At 54.2% G+C, this 20,093-nt stretch carries 21 protein-coding genes; 10 read left to right on the top strand and 11 right to left on the bottom strand.

What is annotated here, in order from left to right; genetic code table 11:
• Positions 1-68: 68 nt before the first annotated feature.
• Positions 69-509 carry a thioredoxin TrxC gene (trxC, locus tag C7H10_RS10555; RefSeq protein ID WP_106694833.1) on the bottom strand — a complete coding sequence of 147 codons (441 nt, stop codon included), beginning with the start codon at positions 507-509 and terminating at the stop codon, positions 69-71.
• A gap of 251 nt (positions 510-760) precedes the next feature.
• Here trxC and C7H10_RS10550 point away from each other — a divergent pair, with 251 nt between their 5' ends.
• From C7H10_RS10550 to C7H10_RS10530, 5 genes are all read left to right on the top strand, one after another.
• Entirely contained in the window at positions 761-1,084 is a 324-nt protein-coding gene (locus C7H10_RS10550; RefSeq protein WP_106694832.1) for a type II toxin-antitoxin system RelE/ParE family toxin, read from the top strand.
• Entirely contained in the window at positions 1,081-1,371 is a 291-nt protein-coding gene (locus tag C7H10_RS10545; protein WP_058092290.1) for a helix-turn-helix domain-containing protein, read from the top strand. The genes C7H10_RS10550 and C7H10_RS10545 overlap by 4 nt, the downstream gene beginning before the upstream one ends.
• A gap of 82 nt (positions 1,372-1,453) precedes the next feature.
• Positions 1,454-1,981 (top strand): retropepsin-like aspartic protease family protein, encoded by a 528-nt coding sequence (locus C7H10_RS10540; RefSeq protein WP_106694831.1) that lies wholly within the window; start codon positions 1,454-1,456, stop codon positions 1,979-1,981.
• Between the two features lie 118 nt (positions 1,982-2,099).
• Positions 2,100-3,584 (top strand): glutamate-cysteine ligase family protein, encoded by a 1,485-nt coding sequence (locus C7H10_RS10535; protein ID WP_106694830.1) that lies wholly within the window; start codon positions 2,100-2,102, stop codon positions 3,582-3,584.
• The gene (locus C7H10_RS10530; RefSeq protein ID WP_244178257.1) at positions 3,581-4,621 is read left to right on the top strand and encodes a M14 family metallopeptidase; all 1,041 of its coding nucleotides are present in this window, start codon (positions 3,581-3,583) and stop codon (positions 4,619-4,621) included. Before C7H10_RS10535 ends, C7H10_RS10530 begins: the two co-directional genes overlap by 4 nt.
• Before the next feature lie 21 nt (positions 4,622-4,642).
• Here the strand turns inward: C7H10_RS10530 and C7H10_RS10525 are convergent, their stop codons facing one another.
• On the bottom strand, positions 4,643-5,719 hold the full coding sequence (locus C7H10_RS10525) for an AraC family transcriptional regulator (RefSeq protein ID WP_167392894.1): 1,077 nt from the start codon (positions 5,717-5,719) through the stop codon (positions 4,643-4,645).
• A gap of 135 nt (positions 5,720-5,854) precedes the next feature.
• On the opposite strand from C7H10_RS10525, the gene C7H10_RS10520 reads away from it, so the two are divergent.
• Positions 5,855-7,684, top strand: a complete 1,830-nt coding sequence (locus C7H10_RS10520) for a long-chain-acyl-CoA synthetase (protein ID WP_106694827.1) — start codon at positions 5,855-5,857, stop codon at positions 7,682-7,684.
• 97 nt (positions 7,685-7,781) lie between these two features.
• Here the strand turns inward: C7H10_RS10520 and C7H10_RS10515 are convergent, their stop codons facing one another.
• From C7H10_RS10515 to C7H10_RS10475, 9 genes are all read right to left on the bottom strand, one after another.
• A complete protein-coding gene (locus C7H10_RS10515) occupies positions 7,782-8,276 on the bottom strand; it encodes a gamma-glutamylcyclotransferase family protein (protein ID WP_106694826.1) in 495 nt (164 codons plus the stop codon).
• A gap of 135 nt (positions 8,277-8,411) precedes the next feature.
• Positions 8,412-8,780 carry a hypothetical protein gene (locus tag C7H10_RS10510; RefSeq protein ID WP_106694825.1) on the bottom strand — a complete coding sequence of 123 codons (369 nt, stop codon included), beginning with the start codon at positions 8,778-8,780 and terminating at the stop codon, positions 8,412-8,414.
• A gap of 389 nt (positions 8,781-9,169) precedes the next feature.
• Entirely contained in the window at positions 9,170-9,766 is a 597-nt protein-coding gene (locus C7H10_RS10505) for a transposase (protein ID WP_208622826.1), read from the bottom strand.
• A gap of 260 nt (positions 9,767-10,026) precedes the next feature.
• Positions 10,027-10,677, bottom strand: coding sequence for an HhH-GDP family DNA glycosylase (locus C7H10_RS10500; protein ID WP_106694824.1), 651 nt, complete (start codon positions 10,675-10,677; stop codon positions 10,027-10,029).
• Positions 10,674-11,294, bottom strand: coding sequence for a 7-cyano-7-deazaguanine synthase (locus tag C7H10_RS10495; protein WP_106694823.1), 621 nt, complete (start codon positions 11,292-11,294; stop codon positions 10,674-10,676). Before C7H10_RS10495 ends, C7H10_RS10500 begins: the two co-directional genes overlap by 4 nt.
• Complete coding sequence (locus C7H10_RS10490; RefSeq protein WP_106694822.1) at positions 11,291-12,622, bottom strand: nucleoside 2-deoxyribosyltransferase; 1,332 nt, start codon at positions 12,620-12,622, stop codon at positions 11,291-11,293. The genes C7H10_RS10495 and C7H10_RS10490 overlap by 4 nt, the downstream gene beginning before the upstream one ends.
• Positions 12,619-13,011, bottom strand: a complete 393-nt coding sequence (locus C7H10_RS10485; RefSeq protein WP_208622825.1) for a hypothetical protein — start codon at positions 13,009-13,011, stop codon at positions 12,619-12,621. Before C7H10_RS10485 ends, C7H10_RS10490 begins: the two co-directional genes overlap by 4 nt.
• Positions 13,012-13,308: 297 nt before the next feature.
• The gene (gene dgt / locus C7H10_RS10480) at positions 13,309-14,832 is read right to left on the bottom strand and encodes a dGTPase (protein WP_208622824.1); all 1,524 of its coding nucleotides are present in this window, start codon (positions 14,830-14,832) and stop codon (positions 13,309-13,311) included.
• A gap of 49 nt (positions 14,833-14,881) precedes the next feature.
• A complete protein-coding gene (locus C7H10_RS10475) occupies positions 14,882-15,667 on the bottom strand; it encodes a hypothetical protein (RefSeq protein WP_106694820.1) in 786 nt (261 codons plus the stop codon).
• Between the two features lie 219 nt (positions 15,668-15,886).
• On the opposite strand from C7H10_RS10475, the gene C7H10_RS10470 reads away from it, so the two are divergent.
• The 4 genes from C7H10_RS10470 to C7H10_RS10450 all read left to right on the top strand — a co-directional run bounded on the left by C7H10_RS10470 (position 15,887) and on the right by C7H10_RS10450 (position 20,042).
• On the top strand, positions 15,887-17,227 hold the full coding sequence (locus tag C7H10_RS10470; RefSeq protein ID WP_244178256.1) for a hypothetical protein: 1,341 nt from the start codon (positions 15,887-15,889) through the stop codon (positions 17,225-17,227).
• A 165-nt stretch (positions 17,228-17,392) separates the two neighbouring features.
• A complete protein-coding gene (locus C7H10_RS19340) occupies positions 17,393-18,637 on the top strand; it encodes a type VI secretion system PAAR protein (RefSeq protein ID WP_244178255.1) in 1,245 nt (414 codons plus the stop codon).
• Positions 18,638-18,647: 10 nt separating this feature from the next.
• Positions 18,648-19,100, top strand: a complete 453-nt coding sequence (locus C7H10_RS10455) for a hypothetical protein (protein WP_106694819.1) — start codon at positions 18,648-18,650, stop codon at positions 19,098-19,100.
• Between the two features lie 120 nt (positions 19,101-19,220).
• Entirely contained in the window at positions 19,221-20,042 is an 822-nt protein-coding gene (locus C7H10_RS10450) for a hypothetical protein (RefSeq protein ID WP_106694818.1), read from the top strand.
• The last annotated feature ends 51 nt before the right edge of the window (positions 20,043-20,093 follow it).

Genomic DNA, 20,093 nt, shown 5'->3' with positions numbered 1-20,093 from the left:
GCCCCTAAAGCAGGATAATCATTGAAAGGGCTTGAGGCCTCCCGAGGACTGCCAATTACACCATAAGCCTACCGAATCCCCTTTGACTGCAGCCACTGGCTGATCTGCGCCTGATTCATGGCACCGCTCTGACGGGCCACTTCCCGGCCATTCTGGAACAGGATCATTGTGGGAATGCTGCGAATACCAAACTGCCCGGCCGGTCCCGGTGACTGTTCGGTGTTCAGCTTTGCAAAGCGCACTTTACCCCGCCAGGCTTTCGCCGCCTGCTCGAACTGCGGCGCCATCGCCTTACAAGGCCCGCACCAACTGGCCCAGAAATCCACCACTACCGGCACATCGCTGCGCCCGGTGTGTGCCGCAAACGTCTGCTCCGTAAGATCCAGCACCTGGTCTGGCCAGAGCGGTTGCTTGCACGCGCCACAGTTGCCCCCGGCCGAAAGCTTCTCGGCCGGTACGCGGTTGGTTTTGTGGCAATGGGGGCATACGAGGTGTCGGATGTCAGTCATGATTGGTCGGCCTCTGATGTGTCAGATATTGGAAACAATCGGGTCATATGGCCGGAAATCAAGCGGCGAGCCGAGCCCCTCTACTCCATTGGCGCTAACGGATGAGTTAGATGCATTATGGAGGATTATTGATCGGACCTGCAGTGACAGCCACTGGGTACGCTCCACCCTGACCCAATTTTCCGCGTCTCCAAATCACTTCTCGAAACCATAGTTATCGTATATGATAACCAAAAGACAAAGGAGCCCCCATGGACTGGGAAATAGAATTCTACGGGAAAGTAGAGGAAGAACTGGCAAAGCTGCCGCCCAAGATTCAGGCCAGAATGATTCGACTGATGGAATTGATGGAGAAACATGGGGCGAACCTTGGGGAGCCTCACACAAAGCCGCTGGGTGACGAGCTTTTCGAAATTCGCGCAAAAGCCAAGGAAGGAATAGGTAGAGGCATCTTCTGCTACATGCAAGGCAAGCGAATTATAGTTCTGCATGTTTTTGTGAAGAAAGATCAGAAAATACCAAAGAAAGACCTGGAGCTCGCCAATGAGCGATTGAAGGAGGTCAAAAAATCATGAATTTCAAACAGTTTAAGCAAAAGGCACTGGAAAATCCTGAGATACGCCGGGAATACGATTCACTTCAAGACGAATTCAGCCTGATCGATCAGCTGATTACGATGAGAACCAAAGCGGGCCTCACCCAGGAGGACGTTGCGAAGAAACTCGGAACGAACAAAAGCAACATATCCAGACTAGAACGCGGCCGAAGCAATCCGAGTTGGGGAACACTAAGCAAATACGCCGAGGCCTGCGGATTTCGGGTGAAGCTGGAAGCTGTTGAAGATGACAGAGCGTCGGCATGATGGGTGAACCAATGCAGGCGCTCGACCGCGTGGTCAAGGTAGTATTGGAACAACCTGCCCATGCCCCACAACAAGGAACAGGATGAGCAAACCCGGCATCATTAAACCCGAAATTCGATACCTCCTGTACTTCGCAGTGTTCTGGGTTGTATTGCTCGCCGCTGTCACGCATTTTTTCGGCAGCTGGGACTCCCAACAAAACAACCCCAACCAGCAGCTGGTCAGTCACACCCGCGGCAGCGTTACAGAGATTGAACTGCAAGCCAACCGCCAAGGCCACTATTTGGCAAACGGCACCATCAACAACCAGCGTGTCACCTTCATTCTGGATACCGGTGCCACAACCGTGGCCGTCTCAGAATCCCTCGCCCAAAAAGCAGGCCTTAGAAAGGGCCAATCCGGCCGTGCACATACCGCCGCTGGTACAGTCAATGTGTGGAGCACGACCATTCAGGAACTCCGCCTGGGCGATATGACATTCTACAATGTACCCGGCACCATCAACCCGGCCATGGATCCCGACATGGTGTTGTTGGGGATGAGCGTGCTTGGGCAGCTGAACTTCTCCCAGCAATCGGGCGTTTTAACCCTGAGCCAGGATAATCGTTGATAGGGGGTTAAGGCCCCCGGAAGACGTCTTCATATCGCTTTTCTCCTTCGGTCAGTCACTCGCGCACCCCTCATTTCCGCTACTATCAAAGTAAGCCAGCGCTAGAGACACAACCGCTATGGGACTGTCGATAAAACAATCGGAATTTACGCCGGAAGAATTTGACCGTTTTGCCGCCAAGGTGCGAACGGATCTGACCGCACTCACCCGCCTTCTGGATCGGCCCGGCTTTGGTGAGGGGGAATCTTCCATTGGTGCCGAGGTCGAGTTCTATATCGTAAACCCGGACCTGCGCGTTCAGCCGATCAACACAGACATAGCCGCCTGCGTTCAGGACCCACAACTGACGGTTGAGCTCAACCGCTTCAATCTCGAATACAACCTCAGCCCCCAGGCCTTCAAGGGTGCCCCCTTTGCCAGAACCGAGCAGCAACTGCTCGAGGCCATGCAGCGAATCAACCGGCACGCCGCCCCATTGAATGGCGAACTGGTCCCCATCGGCATTCTACCCACATTGCGGCAGTCCGATATGGGCGCGAAGGTGATGACAGACGAACCCCGCTACCATGCGCTTTCCAACGCCTTGATCCAGCAACGGGGCGAGCCCTTCAGCATCCATATCGGCGGCAACGACGTCATCGACCTGCAAGCAGATGACGTCACCATGGAAGGGGCGACCACCTCGTTCCAATTGCACTGGCGGGTGCCTGCCCACCGCTTTGCTGACTACTTCAACGCCGTGCAGCTGGTGACACCCATTGCGCTGGCTCTGGCCAGCAATTCGCCCAGCCTGTTCGGCCACCACCTCTGGGACGAAACCCGTATCGCCCTGTTCAAACAATCCGTCGACAGCCGGTCGCCCAACCACAGAACCTGGAAACATCCGCCACGGGTCTATTACGGCAACGGCTGGGCACGCAGCGCCTGGGAGCTGTTTGCAGCCTCGGCCTCCCTGTATCCCCCCATCCTGCCATTGATGTCAGAAGAAGATCCGATGGCGGTGATTGATCGGGGAGAGGTACCGGAACTGGCCGAACTGCGACTGCACCACGGCACTACGTGGCCCTGGAACCGGGCCATATTTGATCACAACGACGGCGGCCATCTGCGCATCGAGATTCGTTCCATGCCGGCCGGGCCAACGGCCGTGGATATGTGCGCGAACGGGCTGTTTGTGATCGGAGCGGCGTTGGCGGTACTCGAGGATATCCGTCACCTGACGTCGATACTTCCCTTTCATTACACCGAACACAATTTCTATCGTGCCGCCAAATACGGCATCGGTGCCGACATCATCTGGCCCCACAAAGACCAGGTACAGTTACAGGATACACCCCTGCTGAACGTTGCCCGTGACCTGCTACCGCGCGCCCGGGAAGCCTTGCAACGAACCGCCGTGGACGAGGCGGAGATCCACCGCCTGCTGGGAGTCATCGAAGGCCGCATTCAAACCCGAATGACCGGCGCGCGATGGCAGCGACAGGTCACCGAGTCTTTCTTCAGGTCCCAGACTACCGACGAGGCGTTCAAGAGTATGCTGTCCCGTTACATGAGCCATCAGAAGACAAACACACCCGTGCACGAATGGACCCTGTCACCATGAGCCGCTCGAACACCCTGGATTATCTCAACAACCCCTCACCCCAGACCCTGGGCCGCTCGCCCCTGGAGTGGCTGGACCAGCTGCAACGGCCCACGGTGGTTCGCGTTGCTGGCCGCGACCCTTCCAGGACCCGGGCCATGGCAACCCTGCTTCACGGCAACGAACCCTCAGGGCTGTTCGCGATTCACCGATGGCTACTGGAGCAGCACACCCCGGAGGTCAACCTGCTGTTCCTTCTGGGCGGCGTCCGGCCCGCAAAAATCCCGCCGACATTGACGATGCGCCAAGTGCCAGGCGGACGTGACCTGAACCGGTGCTTCAAAGAACCGTTTGAAGGAGAGGAAGGCGACATTGCCCAGGCCATGCTGGCCGAGCTTCAGACAGCCAACCCCGAGTGCCTGCTGGACGTGCACAACACCTCTGGCACCGGCCCTGCCTTCGCCGTGACCATCGCCAACGACGCTGCCCACCAAGCGCTGGCGTCGCTGTTTACCGACCGGCTGATCATGACGGACCTTCGCCTGGGGGCACTGATGGAATATTCCGAGCAGGAGGTCCCCACCGTGACCATCGAGTGTGGCGGGGCCCAGGATGATCACGCGCACCAACGGGCGTACGAAGGGCTTGTTCGGTATGCCTCACAACCAGACGTGCTCTCGCTGGAAAAAGCGGAATGGAACGTTGCGGTACTGCGCAACCCGATTCGGGTGGAGTTGGCACCCGATGCCACAATCGAGTACCGGTTAACGCCCAGTGGGCAGGCGGACCTCACCTTTCCGCCCGACATCGAACACCGCAACTTCGGGATTGTGTCGCCGGATGAGCCCCTTGGATGGGTTGGGCAAAAAGGCCTGGACGTGCTCACGGCGATCAGCCACAACCGCACCGAGAACATGGAACAGGTGCTTCAAATCAAGGATGGGCGAATCTACCCCGCCCAAGCCCTCAAGACCTTCATGATCACCACCAACCCGGTGATTGCGAAGAGCGATTGCCTGTTCTATGCCGTTAAAGCAACGGGCGATCCTATTTTTTAAACCATAGTGGACGGAAGCTGCCTATGAATCGTCATCTTGCTGGTGGCCCGCCGGAACCCGTTGATGCTGACCGGACCCGGTAACCACGTCTCCGCGGGGCCGTAAATGCCGGGGAGTCGTGTCAAACCAGCTCTTAAAGGCCTTATAAAACGCACTTGGCTCGCTGTAGCCAAGCAGCCTACTCAGCTCCTCCAGGTTGCCGTGCTTCTTTTCCAGGTAATATCGGGCCTTCGCCTGGCGAACACGAGACATCAGCACAGTGAAATTCACCCCCTCCGCCGACAGCTTGCGGTGCAGTGTCTGGCGGCTCATCTCGAGCTGTGAAGCTACAAAGGCAGAGGTCACTCCGCCACGATGCAGGTTGTCTTCGATCACCGTTTGCACGGCCTGTGAGACGCTCCCATTCCGGCTCAGGGTTTCCCGGATGCTCGCCGCTTTTTCCAGGAGTATGTTCTTCACCAGTTGATTGGATGAGAGCACAGGCCGCGCCAGATCCTCGTTGGACACCACCAGATAATCCGCCCCGGCACCAAACTCGCAGTCCTCACCGAATATAGCGCGGTACGGCTCGGGGCTGGCCACCTCTCGCTGGCGAAAGCCCGCCTTAACGGGGCGCACGGCCAAACCAGTCAGGTAGCTTGCCCAGGTGATCCCGGCACTCATGCTGCGGCCAATGGCGGCCTCGTGGTTGTGAGCCGCGTCCCGAAAGCCATAGACCAGTTTCAGGCCGCGGGGATCATTTTGCGCCTCGATGGTCTCGATCTCGCTCATCACCGGTAGGTACTCCAGGAATAACAAAATCGCCTCACGCAGGGTCGCTGCGGTCAGGGCCAGATTGGAAAGCACACCCTTGGCCCCCTCATGCAGGCGACCACCGATCAGCAAGCCGATGTGGGCAGGCGCGCCGCGTTGATGGGCCAGCTGCCACAGCGCCTCGACAACCGTCGCCGGCGGCCGGTGGTCAACATCGAGCAAGGCCTCACGTGTGGTGCCCATGGCTTCAAGGTCCGATGCAAACGCAAAGCCCTGCTCGACCAGACCGTCGTAAAGGTCCAGTACCAGCGCCGAAGACACCGTGGGGCGTGACTGAATTCCCATTTCCAAGTCCATAATCCCATGTGAGACAAATTGCCAGTCATTAGTGACATTAAACCATTACCGCAACGCCCTCCAGCCCCTATCATTTGATGCTGATCGTTCAATGAAAAACAACAGTAAAACGGAGTGCCAGTCATGAGCGGACAGGACGTTATCAGCTTTCCCCAATTCGCAGCCAAAATCCCCCAACTGGTTTCCGGCGTGACCGGTTTGATCAAAGGCCTCAAGGTGGGCGACACCACCGACAAAACGAAACCGGTGGGGCTCGGTAAGTGCCTGCAGGACTGTGCGCGCGCAAACCCGCAGGGTACCGCCATCGCCTTTGAGGACCGCGAAATCAGCTACCGCGAGTTTGACGAATGGACCAATCGCATTGCCCACTGCCTGCAGTCTGCCGGTATCCGCAAAGGCGACGCTGTTGCCGTGATGATTGAGAACCGCCCCGAACTCCTCGCGGTGATCACCGGGTGTGCCAAGATCGGCGCCATCAGTGCACTGGTCAACACCTCACAACGGGGCAAGGTTCTGTGCCACAGCATCAACCTGGTGGAACCGAAAATGGCGATCATTGGGGAGGAATTGATCGAGGCGTACCAGGATGTGGAATCGACGCTCTCACTGACTGCCGATGACCGCTATTTCGTCGCCGACAGCGACGGCCTGAAACACCCTGCAAGCGCACCGGAAGGCTGGCACAACCTGATGCAGCTGGCCGGACGTGCGTCCGATGCATCCCCGGCAACCGTCGACACCATCTTCCCGGACGACCCCTGTTTCTACATTTACACATCGGGCACCACCGGCATGCCCAAGGCGGTGGTGTTCAATCACGGCCGATTCATGAAGGCCTACGGCTCCTTCGGTTTTGCCGCCGTCCGGCTGAACAGCGAAGACCGCATGTACGTCTGCATGCCTTTCTACCACGCCACGGCCCTGGCGGTGTGCTGGGGTTCGGTTCTGGCGGGCAACGCGGGCCTGGTCATCGCCCGGCGCTTCAGCGCGAGCCGGTTCTGGCAGGACATCCGTGACCACCGCGCCACGGCATTCGGCTATGTGGGAGAGCTATGCCGCTACCTGATAGATCAGCCGTCCTCCCCTCGTGACGCCGACAATCAGGTCCGGGTGATCGTTGGTAATGGTCTGCGCCCCACCATCTGGAAATCCTTCAAGCAACGCTTCGGGATTCCCCGGGTTATGGAGTTCTATGCCTCCAGCGAGGGAAACATCGGCTTTACCAACCTGCTCAATTTCGACAACACGGTGGGGATGTGCCCTTTTCCTTACGCCATCGTCCAGTACGATCAGGAAAACGAGACTCCCGTTCGCGACCGCAAGGGCCGCATGGTTCGTGTACGCAAAGGCGAGGCCGGCCTGCTCATCGGCGAGATCACCGACAAGACCCCCTTCCACGGATATACCGACGCGGAGAAAACCCGCAAGAGCATCCTGACCGATGTGTTCGAGAAGGGCGATGCCTGGTTCAACACCGGCGACCTGATGCGGGACATCGGATTCAAACATGCCCAGTTCGTGGACCGGCTGGGCGACACCTTTCGCTGGAAAGGCGAGAACGTATCCACGACCGAGGTGGAACGGATTGTGGACGGCTGTGACCACGTTAGCGAAACGGTGGCCTACGGCGTAGAGATTCCCCACACCAACGGCCGCGCCGGCATGGCGTCCGTGCGCCTGAACTGCGACATCGCCGCCTTCGACTTCCAGGCCCTGCTCGCCGAACTGCGCCGCGACTTGCCGGCCTATGCCATTCCCGTCTTCCTGCGCATCAGCGACGACGTTGAGAAAACCGGCACCTTCAAACACAAAAAGGCGCCGCTAAAACAGGCGGGCTTCGATATCCACCAGGTGACCGATCCCATTTATGTCTGGCTCCCCGGAGCCGACACCTACGTGCCATTAACCAGGGAAATCCACGAGGCGATTCTGGCCGGACACTATCGGTTCTAGGTGGCCTGTCATCACCGGCTCCTGGTGCGGGCGACTGCCTGGTTCTGTGCAGTCAAAGCAACGGGCGATCCTATTATTAAGCCATAGCGAACCGCTTTTAATCGTAGATGGCCCGTTCTCTCGCATCCCGTTTTCGATCAGGGTCTTCCTGGCTTGGCGTGGCTGAAATAGCAGCGAGGTAGTCAGCGGGAACGCCGGTTTCTTTCGCACCAACGATAACGTGATTCAAATACCACGAATAAGGCAGCAAAGATGGATCCGTTGACGTTGCGCAGTAGGTGAAAGCGTCAACGGCATTCCCAAGAGCATCCGTAACCGTGACCTGCTTTTCATCGTAACCGAAGCCCAAACCCTCAGCCCTGTCCAGCGGGCCTTTCTCGCTGCGCGGTATCTCAAACAGTGCGCCGATGACGACGTCCTTCGGATTGCCAGTAAACAGTGCGTCGCATTTGGCGGATTGGTCTTTCCTGCTCCACTTATGAAACCGAAGGGAATGCTCAACGAGTGTGAACCTACCGATTCGCTCCGCGCTTGGAACCCTCGCTCTTAATCTGAGGAGTGACATGTTCGAGCCGTAAGCGAAATACTTCATGCTGCCTCTGTGTCTGCGCTATTTACTCAGGAGCCTGGAATCATGATCTTAGCAAAACCGGGACGGGTCTATTTTGCCAAGTTCATCCTTGAACTTGTTACCGCCGGACAGAAAAATAAATCTGTCACCGTTTTCTTAGTCGAGATTATTGAAAAGAATTACCAGAACCAAAGGCACTATTACCCATAGTAAAATATGGAAAAGGGGGCTCCATGCTTGGTCTTGTGCGTCGGCTATCCGTGCAGCCTTCGAATAAGCATCAGTATCTATCTTGCGACCAAAATCAGACTCGTGACTCAATTCTGATTCGTCTTTAAGTGATCGTACTCGGAACTGTATGTAAAGTGCTTTCGTTTTTTCTGGGTTCCCGCCAGATTTTTCTATCGCTTTTGCATATAGGCCATGGCGGACGACGCCATTCTCGTACTCTTCGATCACTTTTGCGTAGAATCGCTCTTCCTCAATTCTCGCCTGAGCAGATCGCTTTTTAAGTGAATCGAACATTCCTATTCCTCCCACCACACCCGCCCGCAGCGTTTTGGTTCATCAACACCATTTGAATATACTAGCTCTTCGAACCGCCAATAGTATGACCCTAAGAATAGTTGATCGAGCCACTCCATGGCCAACTATGCCCTTAGACCGCTAGATATTTGAGATCGGGTATCAATATTATTAATTCGATACTGAGAAGACGATGCCCAAGAGCCTGTCATAGCTCGTTGGCGAACCACCAAATCTGCATCCACCTGCGCACGAACTAGCACCGATGGTTTCTGGGGCTTCGGCTAAAGCCACCTCAACGAGCACCATGAACGGACTTATTTCTGATGGGTGTCCCGGCCTTCTCTGCTCGACTTCTGCTAACATCACTCGCGAAAACCGGGACAGATCTATTTTTTAGATGCAGGCCTTCCGCGCTTACGAGTTTCAACTCTGATACCGATACGGTTTTCAATTTCATCCACGAGCTTGTTGCCGCCGGTCAGTTTATTGCTATTGATTGCAGTACAAATCAATTCATCTGACGACGAAGCATCTTCCTGCTCAACAAACTTCCGATAGGCTTCAATTTTCATCTGGTGACTGCCTGCCAGTGCCCGAAAGGTGTCGGGTTCATCCAGCCATTGGCAATGTGACACCCCGACCCGTGCACAATAGCTCGACCACTCATACAACTCAGGTTTATCCACCATCCCTGCTTTAACAGGGTTGAGCTCCACATAGCGACAACAAGCCAACAGGTAGGCATCAGTATCAATCGGGCTAATCTTGTAGCGACCTTCCCTGAGAGAACCACTGCGTTTTTCGAGGGAATTTACAAAGCGCGTTTGACGCCTAGCCAGACGCCTCATCAGTTGAGGGATTGCGGTCGGATTGTCGTTTGCCTGAACGACTAGATGAACATGGTTCGTCATCAGGCAATAGCTGAACACCTCCAGCTCATAGACCTGCTTCCATTCCTGAATGGTTTGCGAGGTAGTACTCAAAGTCGCGGCGCTCTACGAACACAGGTTGGCGGTTATGACCGCGTTGGACAATATGGTGGGGAAAACCGGGCACAATCACCCTGGCCTGCCTTGGCATACGCACCTCCTTGCTTTTAAACCACAGAATCCGTTCTGCGGGCCGGCAACCAGTATTAACCGAAGTGTGGAGAGGGTTGATAGTGACTCAGATTAGCTCTGAACCTTCAAAGAAGCCGTGAAAATAAATCTGTTCCGGTTTTCCGCAGGTTTTCCGAATGGCTCTAGACTACTAGAGCCAACTGCGTCCGAGTCGGCTCTGCGGCCCGACGCCAGAGCCAGGCGTCAAACTCCCGGCGTGGAAGTGATAGGAGATCAGCAGCACAGCAAAATGACGCACGCAGAAAGTGGTAGTCATCATTCTCAACACCAACAGTTTTTGCGAAAGTACGAACGTGGCGGTCAACTGCAACGGAGTCAACGCCGACAAGGCACGCCATATAATCTACGGTCTTAGGGCCGATACCTCTGACGGTTTGAACAGCATTGCAGAACTCTTCGGATGCCAAACACGCACACAAATCGTGCACATCCTCGACTCCCCATTTCTGTAAAAATGTTACTAGTTCCTCGAAACGCCTCACCTTCTGGTGATGACGCCAATTCAAGAATGCACCGGCCTGACCGCTCTGAATCAACGAGACCAATGAGGAAATAGTGTGGCGATCCGGGTGCCCCCTAAGAATGGCTAGTACCCGTGGGCGCACAACCGTCGTGTAATTAAGCCCTGCCTGTAGCACCGAATCCGCAAGAACGGCTCCCATATGCTCACAGGTAGCACGTGGGTGTTTCTCCTCAAAGAGCACGCCTTCATCCTTCGCGCGGTTGGCGATGCGACGTGCTACGAGCAACACCTCGATGGCGGAACTAGTCATACCAACTTAGCCTCTTTCAATGCATTCAGGCGTTCAACGCAGTTCGGGCAAGCACCACACGGAAATTTCGCGGAGGCTTGGCACGAGTATGTTCGTCCTATTGGTACGCCAAGCTCAACAGCCGCCCTAGCCACATCGGCTTTGGAAGAATAGCGGAACGGCGAGTGAAATCGCACGGGACCGATACTCGAAGTAAGCCCGTCAAGGCTGTCCATAAACGCGGCGGTACAGTCAATTTCTTTGGCGTGGTTACTGTTGATGAACCCAGTGTAGACATCCAGAACACCAACAGTCTGCGCTCGCGCCGCAGCGGCGGCGAAGAATAGCATTGTTCTGTACGGGATGTACAAATCGTCATCCTTAACCTCTTCGGTCCAGAGATCAGCTTCGCGAATTAGCCGCGACTGCGAACCTTGGAAGATGTCCGAAATATTGAAACGCTCAGGTCGATGCATATCGGAGGGTAGAACTTCGTTTACACGATCCCACTCTATGTCTACGCAATGTTGTCCATAGTCAAAAAAGATCGGTACAACCTCAACGCCTGCGTCCGCGAGCTGATATGCAACAGTTGTCGAGTCCAGGCCGCCAGAGGCCAAAAGGAGCGCGTTCTTCATCGCGATTCAGCCCTCAACTTAGCGATAACTTTGAACGTGCCATTGAGGCAGACATCAAGGTTAGACGAGTATACTGAACTTCCGGAAACCACCATCGTATTCTCATTTTCACGCCGAGGATCGTAGGTGATGACAGGCTTGCCCATTTCGATTGCCATGCCTAGTTCAACGAGCGTGCCAGCATCGCGGTCGAGAGGAATCGCGAAGACAACGTCGCATTCCCGTAACAATTGACAGTCCATCTGATATGTTAGACGAAGGTCTCCCTCGCTAGCGGGCCGCTTTAACTCTCCATTCTCCAAGAGGGGACGCCGAACCCGGAAATTGTGATATATGAGGCTATCCACAGCATGATCAAGCTCTTGCTTTTCGACATATGAGAAGTCCGGACCAGCAAGGTAGATTGAATAGCTTTGGCGGTCATGCCATGGGAGCATTGTGCCACCCAGAGCTTGCAGCACCTCCAACGAGAGTCGGGACGCGCGCTGCACATCCCGCTTGATATCGTCGGGAAACGTTGATTGGGAGTACACAGTAGCGGCTTGGCATCCGCGCCACGCTGCTTCAGTCCATCCCTTCTGAGAGAGGGCCACCATTACGCCAGAATAGACATCCCCAACGCCGACTGAATTGACCGTATGACTCAGCGTTGCCGGTATCTCTTCGACGCTGTTATTTCGCACGTCAAAGAGGCGACTGCCTCCACGATTCTCTTTGAGCAGAAATACGTCTGGCGAAAGCCTCTTTATCGTCTCGAGCAGATCGTCGACACTGTCCTTTCCAAGCCTCAGAAACAAGGAGGATGATGTCGAGATAATCACTGCCTCCACGCGACCTCTGAACGCATCGAGCGATGAGAGGTCCTCTAGATCGTACGCGATGTCGAATGAGAATCGTGCCTCCTCAGAAAACATGCTGGCGAGTGTGTTCATATCGAACCCGCCCGGGAAGACAACGATCTTCTCATATGTGTCGAGTTGCGGTAACGGGGCATGAAATGTCACTACCTTGGTATCGCGCATCAAGTCCTCGTAACCTTGGTGTGAAACCTCGGTCACGTCACCGATTAGGATAACGTTCGGCGCGCCGACTACGTCACCAAGCCAGATGAACTCTTGGCACCCAAGCTCCGCAAGGTAGCGCTTTGCCTCGTCAACTAGGTATTGCGGGCAAAAAGCTGCCACCGAATATTCAAGTTCAGCCGCCCATAATCCCCTTGCCGCATGACTGACGCCCCCTAAACGAAGTTTGGACATCACGCCACGCTGATTCAGCGTATAGTCCACGACTAGCTCGCCAACAATTAGGACAACATCCGTCTGGGTCATGCCTCTTGGGCCACGAAGTCGGCAGCGACAGTGGGGACGGGCGAGGCTGCGGAGGAGCTTACCAAACCAACATAAGTCACCCCGTCTTCGAGGCACGCTACTAGATAATTGAATGATGTTGGAAGCGCTCCAACCTTAACTCCATTCATATCGACTGCAAAGACACGTTTCGTGTCAAAAATAATGGCCAGTTGAGCGCCAACCGCTGGAACATTATTAAACTGCGAATAGAAGTCACTATTACCAACATCATCGAGCAAAACATGAAATGCCTGCTTGCATTTGTCGACGCCGCTGGCACCGCCTGCCATGCCTGTTCCATCTCCAGTGACTACTTTTGCTTTCGTACCTGGATAGTCTGAAAAATGACCCGAGCCCGAGCTTCCCATAGCAAATCCCTCCTACTTGGTTATTGACTTATTTACCCTCTAGCGTTGGTCGATGCGTTTCAAGGTTATCGTGTATTTCACATCCGCTTCTGATCGACAACAACTACTTCATAGTCCTTGCGAGCTCGTTCATTATTGCCCCTCGCGATTGAAGTATAAAACATATAAGTAATCGTTATTCCCGTATAGGACAGCCGCCAATCTTAGGCAGACTAATTTAGTGTTTTGAAAGAAGCCGCATTCACAACACTGTAAAAATTCGATTTTATCGAATGAAAAGCGCGCTCGGTGCTCAAGTCACTTCCCATCCAGAACGGATAGGGTACGAAATTCATCCAAAGCAAATTGGTCTGTCATGCCACTAACCATGTCTTGGATCAGGCGGCATCTGCAATAAAACTCCCACAATGGTTCACAGATATCAGCAGGAGCTTCATTCCTCATGGTCCTGTAAGCCTTCACGTGCTTAGCAGGCAACCGCTGAAACAACCGGCTCTCCACGAGAAAATTCCCGCTTTTCCCCTCAGTAAGTGAGTCAAACTGACTTTTACCCAGAGCCAACAACGGGCGATAGAATTCAAGCAGCCCGGAGATAATCCGATAGCCCTGCAGCTCCAGAGTCTGAACCTCAGGAAAAGAAAAGACCTCGTCAAAGGCAACCGTTTTGAAAGCCTTGATAACACTGTGGCATGGCGACTTGTCTTCCAGAAGGGCACGATTCAGACAACCGCGAAACACTTCATCAATGTTATCGATGAACGCTTCCGCCGCATGATTAACAAGGGGATGAATCAGCTTTACCCGTAACCAGACAAAAAATTCATGCTCAGGATTGATGTCTTCTCGTTCGGCCCTTTCAAGCACCTCATCCACTAGTTGATCGAATGAGTTTCTCTGCCCAAAATTAGCGAAATGCTCCTTCTGATAGTCCAACGGCCTGACCTGAGCAAATGCTGACTTAAGCTTGGCCGCTAGAGTCTCATAGTCGATGATTCCCTTATCGACGGCGTCTTCCAGGTCGGCAAGGCAATAGGAGATATCATCTGCAGCTTCCATGACATATGCCAACGGGTGGCGACACCCGGACTCCATTCCCAAAGACGCTTGCATTCGCTCAACAAACGACGACTCAGAGAAGTAATATCCAGGCTTCTTCTTCAGGTACGCCAATGGTTCATCGCTTTCTGGCTTGCCCTCCGTTGCCCTGCGCGTGTACTTGAAAACGGACGCGACCTGAACATAGGTCAAATTCAGCTTTTGTAGCCGACTGATTAGACGAATGGCCTGAGCGTTGCCTTCAAATGAACACAATTCCGACGCGAGCTCTTGTTTGAAGGCTTCGGTTTCATTGATCTCTTTAAACGGTGTGAGTTCGTTTAGATTAGAAGCAAACCAGCGAGAAATTGCAGCTTCACCGAAATGGCCAAAGGGTGGATTGCCGATGTCGTGCATCAAGCAAGACATCTCAACCAAGGTTTCAAACGCTCTATTCAGCCCTTGTAGCCCAAATTCCTCAGCCCTTCGACCGAGTTTTTCGTAGATCTTCCGCGTAATGAAGCGGCCGGTTTGTTGTACTTCCAGAGAATGCGTTAAACGACTTCGGACAGCAGCATTACGCTCCAACGGAAATACCTGTGTCTTTTGTTGTAAGCGGCGAACGGCGGCAGAGTTAATGATCCTCCCGCGATCACTTTCCAGCTGATTCTCGATTTTTTCAATACCACAGGCAGTCAGTTTGAACTGAGCGGGATCAGCGGTGCCTGCCCCACGGTTGTATTGACGTTCAATTGAAAAGCGATCTCTAAAATCAATCTCTTGCACTTACAACGCTCCATCGAGTTATCAAAATACCGTACTTCCTATTCCAGCTCTAAAAGAGCCGCCTCTGACTATTCTGGGTCTCAGCCTTTTCAATGAAGGTGAAGTCGTAACTTGCTGAGCCTACCTTTACGTTGAACTTGTAGAAGGACTCTGGCCGCTGATCAAACACCGTCATTTCTGACTGAAATCGCCCCACCAAACTTTGGCCAGGAAAAACGGTAGTCTTCTGAAGATATCCTGCGAGAGAACTAAGGTTTTGATCCAGGTCAGATTTAATATTCGCGATACCGGATTGGGCACTACTCTGAATTCGAGCCTGGGCCGCAGCACTAGCTGCAGGGTCATGTGAATAGGTAGTGGAAGTTCCGTAGTAATTCACCGTGCCACCGGCCCCGTATGCGGTACCGGAGCCATAGGAAGACGACGTGGCAGGCTGAGATGCACTTAGGCTCTGGGCCATTGCACCGAGAGCTAGAGCCGTGCGGCGAGATTGCGCCTGGCCAATGTACTGCTGTTCCAGTTCTTCGTAGGATCTTAGGGATACCTGGCGCTCGTCCTGATAGAAAACTATATCGTTGATGCCGACGGTTACTGGATCATCCGACCTATTCTCGACGTACAAAACTGCATTTACGTTCTCCCAAGGTTGTTTGCCCTCGCGCACGGCAAGCTCAACCACGTAGTCACTATCGCGATGGCTTTGGACGATCCACCCACTGGCGTAATACGTCTGAACACCGACCTTATCAGCCGCAATAAATTCAGTGCGGATGCTCTGGCTCGCGCAACCAGAAAAAACAACGCCAAGAAGGCACACCCCCCAGTTCGTTCTCATAACCACCCTCACGATCACCAATATTGATCAGAGTAGAACACGTATTTCTAAAGTGCATATTCAGTTGTTGGGTAATAGGTCAACAGCGCTCTAACAAAAGGCAAACGGGCAGTTAATTTTTCAAGGTTTTACAAAGAAATCCGGGGATACCCGGCGGCCCACGGAATTACTGCTAATATTCAGTAGGAAACTAAAACCAATAAAAGCATGGAGCTACCCATGGCAGTCCGTCCCGAATTCCTTATCGGCGGAGAACCCGCCCGCCTGATCCCTATCACTGCCGACAGCGCCAGGGAACAAAAGTCCGTCTCCATTATCCTCGCAGGCCTACGCTCCGTGCTTGAACTGCGACAGTCACTGTTGAAGTCCCTAAACGTACGAGTCGGAACCAGCGCAACCCTGGAGGCTTGGATAGAGCCGGTATTCCAGAACGAAGACAAGAAAGCCATCAAGAACAAAGATCGCCCAGACGGTCTCCTGATACTTCGCACCGGCAAACGTGAATGGCGGGCGCTGATAGAGGCCAAGGTGAACAACGACACCATCGGCGAGGAACAGGTGTCGCGCTACCTGCAGCAAGCCAAGACTCACAAACTCGATGCCGTGATCACCATCACCAACCAGTTCGCCGCGCTGCCAACTCACCACCCGGTAAAGCTTCCGAAGACCGCCACCAAATCTGTCGCGCTTTTCCACTGGTCTTGGGCCTTCATCCGCACCCAGTGCCAGCTACTGCTCAAGAACGACGGCGTTGAAGATGAGGACCAGGTATTCATCCTTAGCGAAATACTGCGCTACCTGGAAAGCGACCGCTCCGGCATCAGCCATTTCGACCAGATGAACGCTGAGTGGAAAGACGTCGTCAACAAAGTTAAGAGCAACGCAACGCTGGCGAAAACCAGTGATGAGGTACAGAACACCATCGCCGCCTGGCATCAGGAACAACGGGACCTTTGCCTGATTATGTCCCGAATGACCGGCAGCGACGTTTCCCTTAAATTGAAAAACGACCACCGCCTGGACCCCGCCAAACGCCTGAAAGATGATGCCGACGCATTTTGTAAAACACCAGCCCTGCACTGCGCACTCAACATCATCAACGCAGCGGCAGACCTGGAAGTAACCGCAGACCTCCAGCGGCGAATGATTTACTGCTCCATGCGCCTGGCCGCACCGAAGGACAAACAGAGCACCAAAGCCAGGGTGAACTGGCTCCTGCGACAACTGAAGAAAACAGAACCCGCCGGATTTTTTATCCGTGCCACCAGACCCGGCAAAGCAGAAACAACCTACAAGCCACTGAAAGACCCTCGGGATTCGCCGGAGTTGCTGGAATCGGAAACCTCCAATACGGCCGCCACAACGCTAGAAGTCGTTTACGAGGTGGATCTGGCCGGGAAGTTCAGTGGGCGGAAGGTGTTTGTTGAGGAATTGGAGAAGGCTGTGCCTCATTTTTATCAGGAGGCTGGGCAGTTGTTGAAGGCTTGGGCGCCACCGCCTCCGAAGATTTCGAAAACTGAGAGTAATCCGGCACCTCAGGATGAGGACACTAACTCATAAATACAGGTCTGTTTCAGGTTTACTAATCATCAGTCAAATTGACAGCCCGCCGCGTCTTGATAGACTTCCACCGGTTGCGATGGAACGGCGTGACTGAAAGGAAAGCTCGCAGTGCTATACCAATCCCCAGCACTGCAGTCATCAAGGAAGATAAAGGAAACAAGCATGAGCGGAAAAAAAGTCGTCTTGCTCGGCGACATGGGCACGGACCACAACGGATTTCCACCAACCCCGGTGATTGCCGGCTCGTCTGATGTGCTGATTGATGGCAAGCCAGTTGCCCGCGTTGGAGATCCACTCGCCCCTCACTCCAAGCCCAAGCACCCACCGCACCCTCGTGCTATCGCATCAGGTTCTTCAACCGTGTTGATCAACGGCATCCCGGCAGCCGTTACCGGAAGCACCGTCAGTTGCGGTGGCGTGACGATTGGTAGTGGTAGTGTTGTGATTGGTGATACATATTCGCCTGCCTCTTTTTCCGGGATTTCTCCTGCGCCAGTACGCTCAAGCCCTACCGACAAGCAAACATACTCCCGTGCCAATCAAGCAAGTTCATTACAGGCCGATAGCACTTCAGCCTCTGCTCCCGGCCCAATCGCAACAGCGGGCTCTGATCAAGAAGGCCATACCGCCAACCCCGCTGCGAGTGAACGGCCGGGCAGTCAGGCCACACCAGCGGCCAGCCACACCACTCCAGAAGCCGCTAGTTCAACGGAAGAGAGTTCTGACCGGGAAATTTTTGAACGTGCAATCCGTGCTCTGGAAGCTGAAATAGCAAATATCGGAACCCACGCCACCATTGACGGACAGGCTCGGCAGGCATACGCACAGCAAATACGGCGCATGGCAGACGAGCTGCGCACTGAAGCAATGTCAGGACGCATTACCTGGAGACAAGCTGCAGGGCAGGCAGAAGAAGCACGCAACCTCATCATGGATATGATACGTGGGAGGAGTACGCCAGTCGGGCGGGCATTGGCACAGCAGATCAAAAGTGAAGGCAAGACACTCAATGAGCTGATCGGGCGCAAGACACAACAGCTGTTCGGCCGTGGTACCAATTTCCAGGCGCTGACGAACTCTCAGCAACAAGCCGTTTACGGAGCCATCGTCGAGTCTGCCGGCAAATCCAACCCTAAAGTATCGGCGACGATGCGCAGGCTTTCTAACGCTGGAAAGGGCCTGATCGTACTTTCTCTCGGGCTGTCGATCTACCGCATTTCAAATGCTGAAGACAAGGTTGAGGCCGCCACCCAGGAAGCAGCGATTACGGGGGCTGGAATTGGGGGCGGGATGGCCGGTGGTGCTATCGCGGGGCTGGCCTGCGGACCGGGTGCGCCCGTGTGCGTTGGCGTCGGAGCGTTCGTAGGTGGAGCATTGGCCGCCTTCGGCGTCAGCTTTTTCTGGTAAGGTTTATTACATGCAACAATGCATCCGGGAAGACGCCAGTCTGGCACTGGCAAGGGAAGGCAACGATCAAGAACTCGCAACGAGCTTCGCAACCATTGCGGGGCGTACGTGTGAGGAACCACTCGAGGGTACCGTTCTCGAGGCCTGTATACAGCATGACAATCGATACCTTCTATTTCTGACCGACGACATCCCCTTCGAAGACTCGCTCCACATCCACTTGTTGGATGAAGACCTCAACAGAATCGATACAGTGACACTCGGCGCCCCCTACACCACCGGGCACTTTCGCAACCTGAAATGCGAGGATTCCAGTGGGATCACTTTTGAGTTTTTCGGGGATTGTGTGTGGGAGATCGTGGTGTTGCCGAAAAAACGGCTGCGGCTTCCTTTTATTTCCGGCCCGAGAGGTGTTTCCTGGCGGAAGGGGTGGTTTCACGCCTTGGAACTGAGAGCCAGATAATAGATCTGTCGCGGTTTCCTAGGTACCTGAAGGCCCTTTCAAAAACTCGTGCTGAGGTACCGAACGGATTAAGGTGGGAGTGTAAGGTGACGGGTGTTGGTTACCACAAAGGAAAAAGCGATGAAACGATCACCTGACAACTCGGTACTTGAGCAGTGCGAAGACATTCTCAGGGGCGAGCTTTCCTACAACCTAGACTGCAAAATACTCGCCAGTGAGAACACCATTATCAATCGACTCCTAATGCGATCCCAGGAACTTCATAGGGCTTATGCCGAACTGGAAGACAAGCTGGGTAACGACAATCGCGCATTAACCACGTTCTTGAGGACTTTGCTGTGTTCAGCGGCGTTCTGGTGTCCGGAGAAGAATGCTGAGGCACGGAAAGAGCGGAAGCAGTTGGAAAATGTGAACAAAGAGATAACATCGCTAGCCTCGCGGCTGGCGGATCTACTCAATGAACGATCAGAACTCCACAATCATACAGGGTTCTCGTGTGGCGAAGTCTACGATTTATGTTCCGCCACAGAGGCTGCAACCAAAGATCACTATATGTTTCAGTCGTATCCAAGGACGGAATACCGGAGACTGTTTGCCCAGTACGACGGCAAGTACTGGCCCTCATTATCTCAGGTTGTACGAGCATTGGGGCAGGACGCGGCGTCTACCGAGATTTATGCGACTGACCCGTTAACTGAGGCCGGCACCACTGGGCCAAGGGCCTCTCAGGCAGATTTTTTCCGAGCATGGTTTGCCTCGATCGAAGAGAACAGCATGAGTTATTCGGGTTTTCTTCCACAGGGCTTTCGCTTAAGCGATGAGTCGATGGCTATTCTGGCAGATTGTGCGCTGGACAATGATCCGGACAAGCCTACAGGGGCGGAGTACATCAAAAGGTTACGTCAGAGGGCCCGGCAGGCTAAGAGGGGGCTTGAGAGCTGACGGGAGTATAGCTCTCCTGAAAATCACCTGGCGATTATGACCGCGTTGCGC

Origin of the sequence: Marinobacter shengliensis, assembly GCF_003007715.1 — a bacterium.
GTDB classification, from domain to species: domain Bacteria; phylum Pseudomonadota; class Gammaproteobacteria; order Pseudomonadales; family Oleiphilaceae; genus Marinobacter; species Marinobacter shengliensis.
Note: the sequence above shows the minus strand (reverse complement) of the source record. Positions and strands in the feature narration are given on the sequence as shown.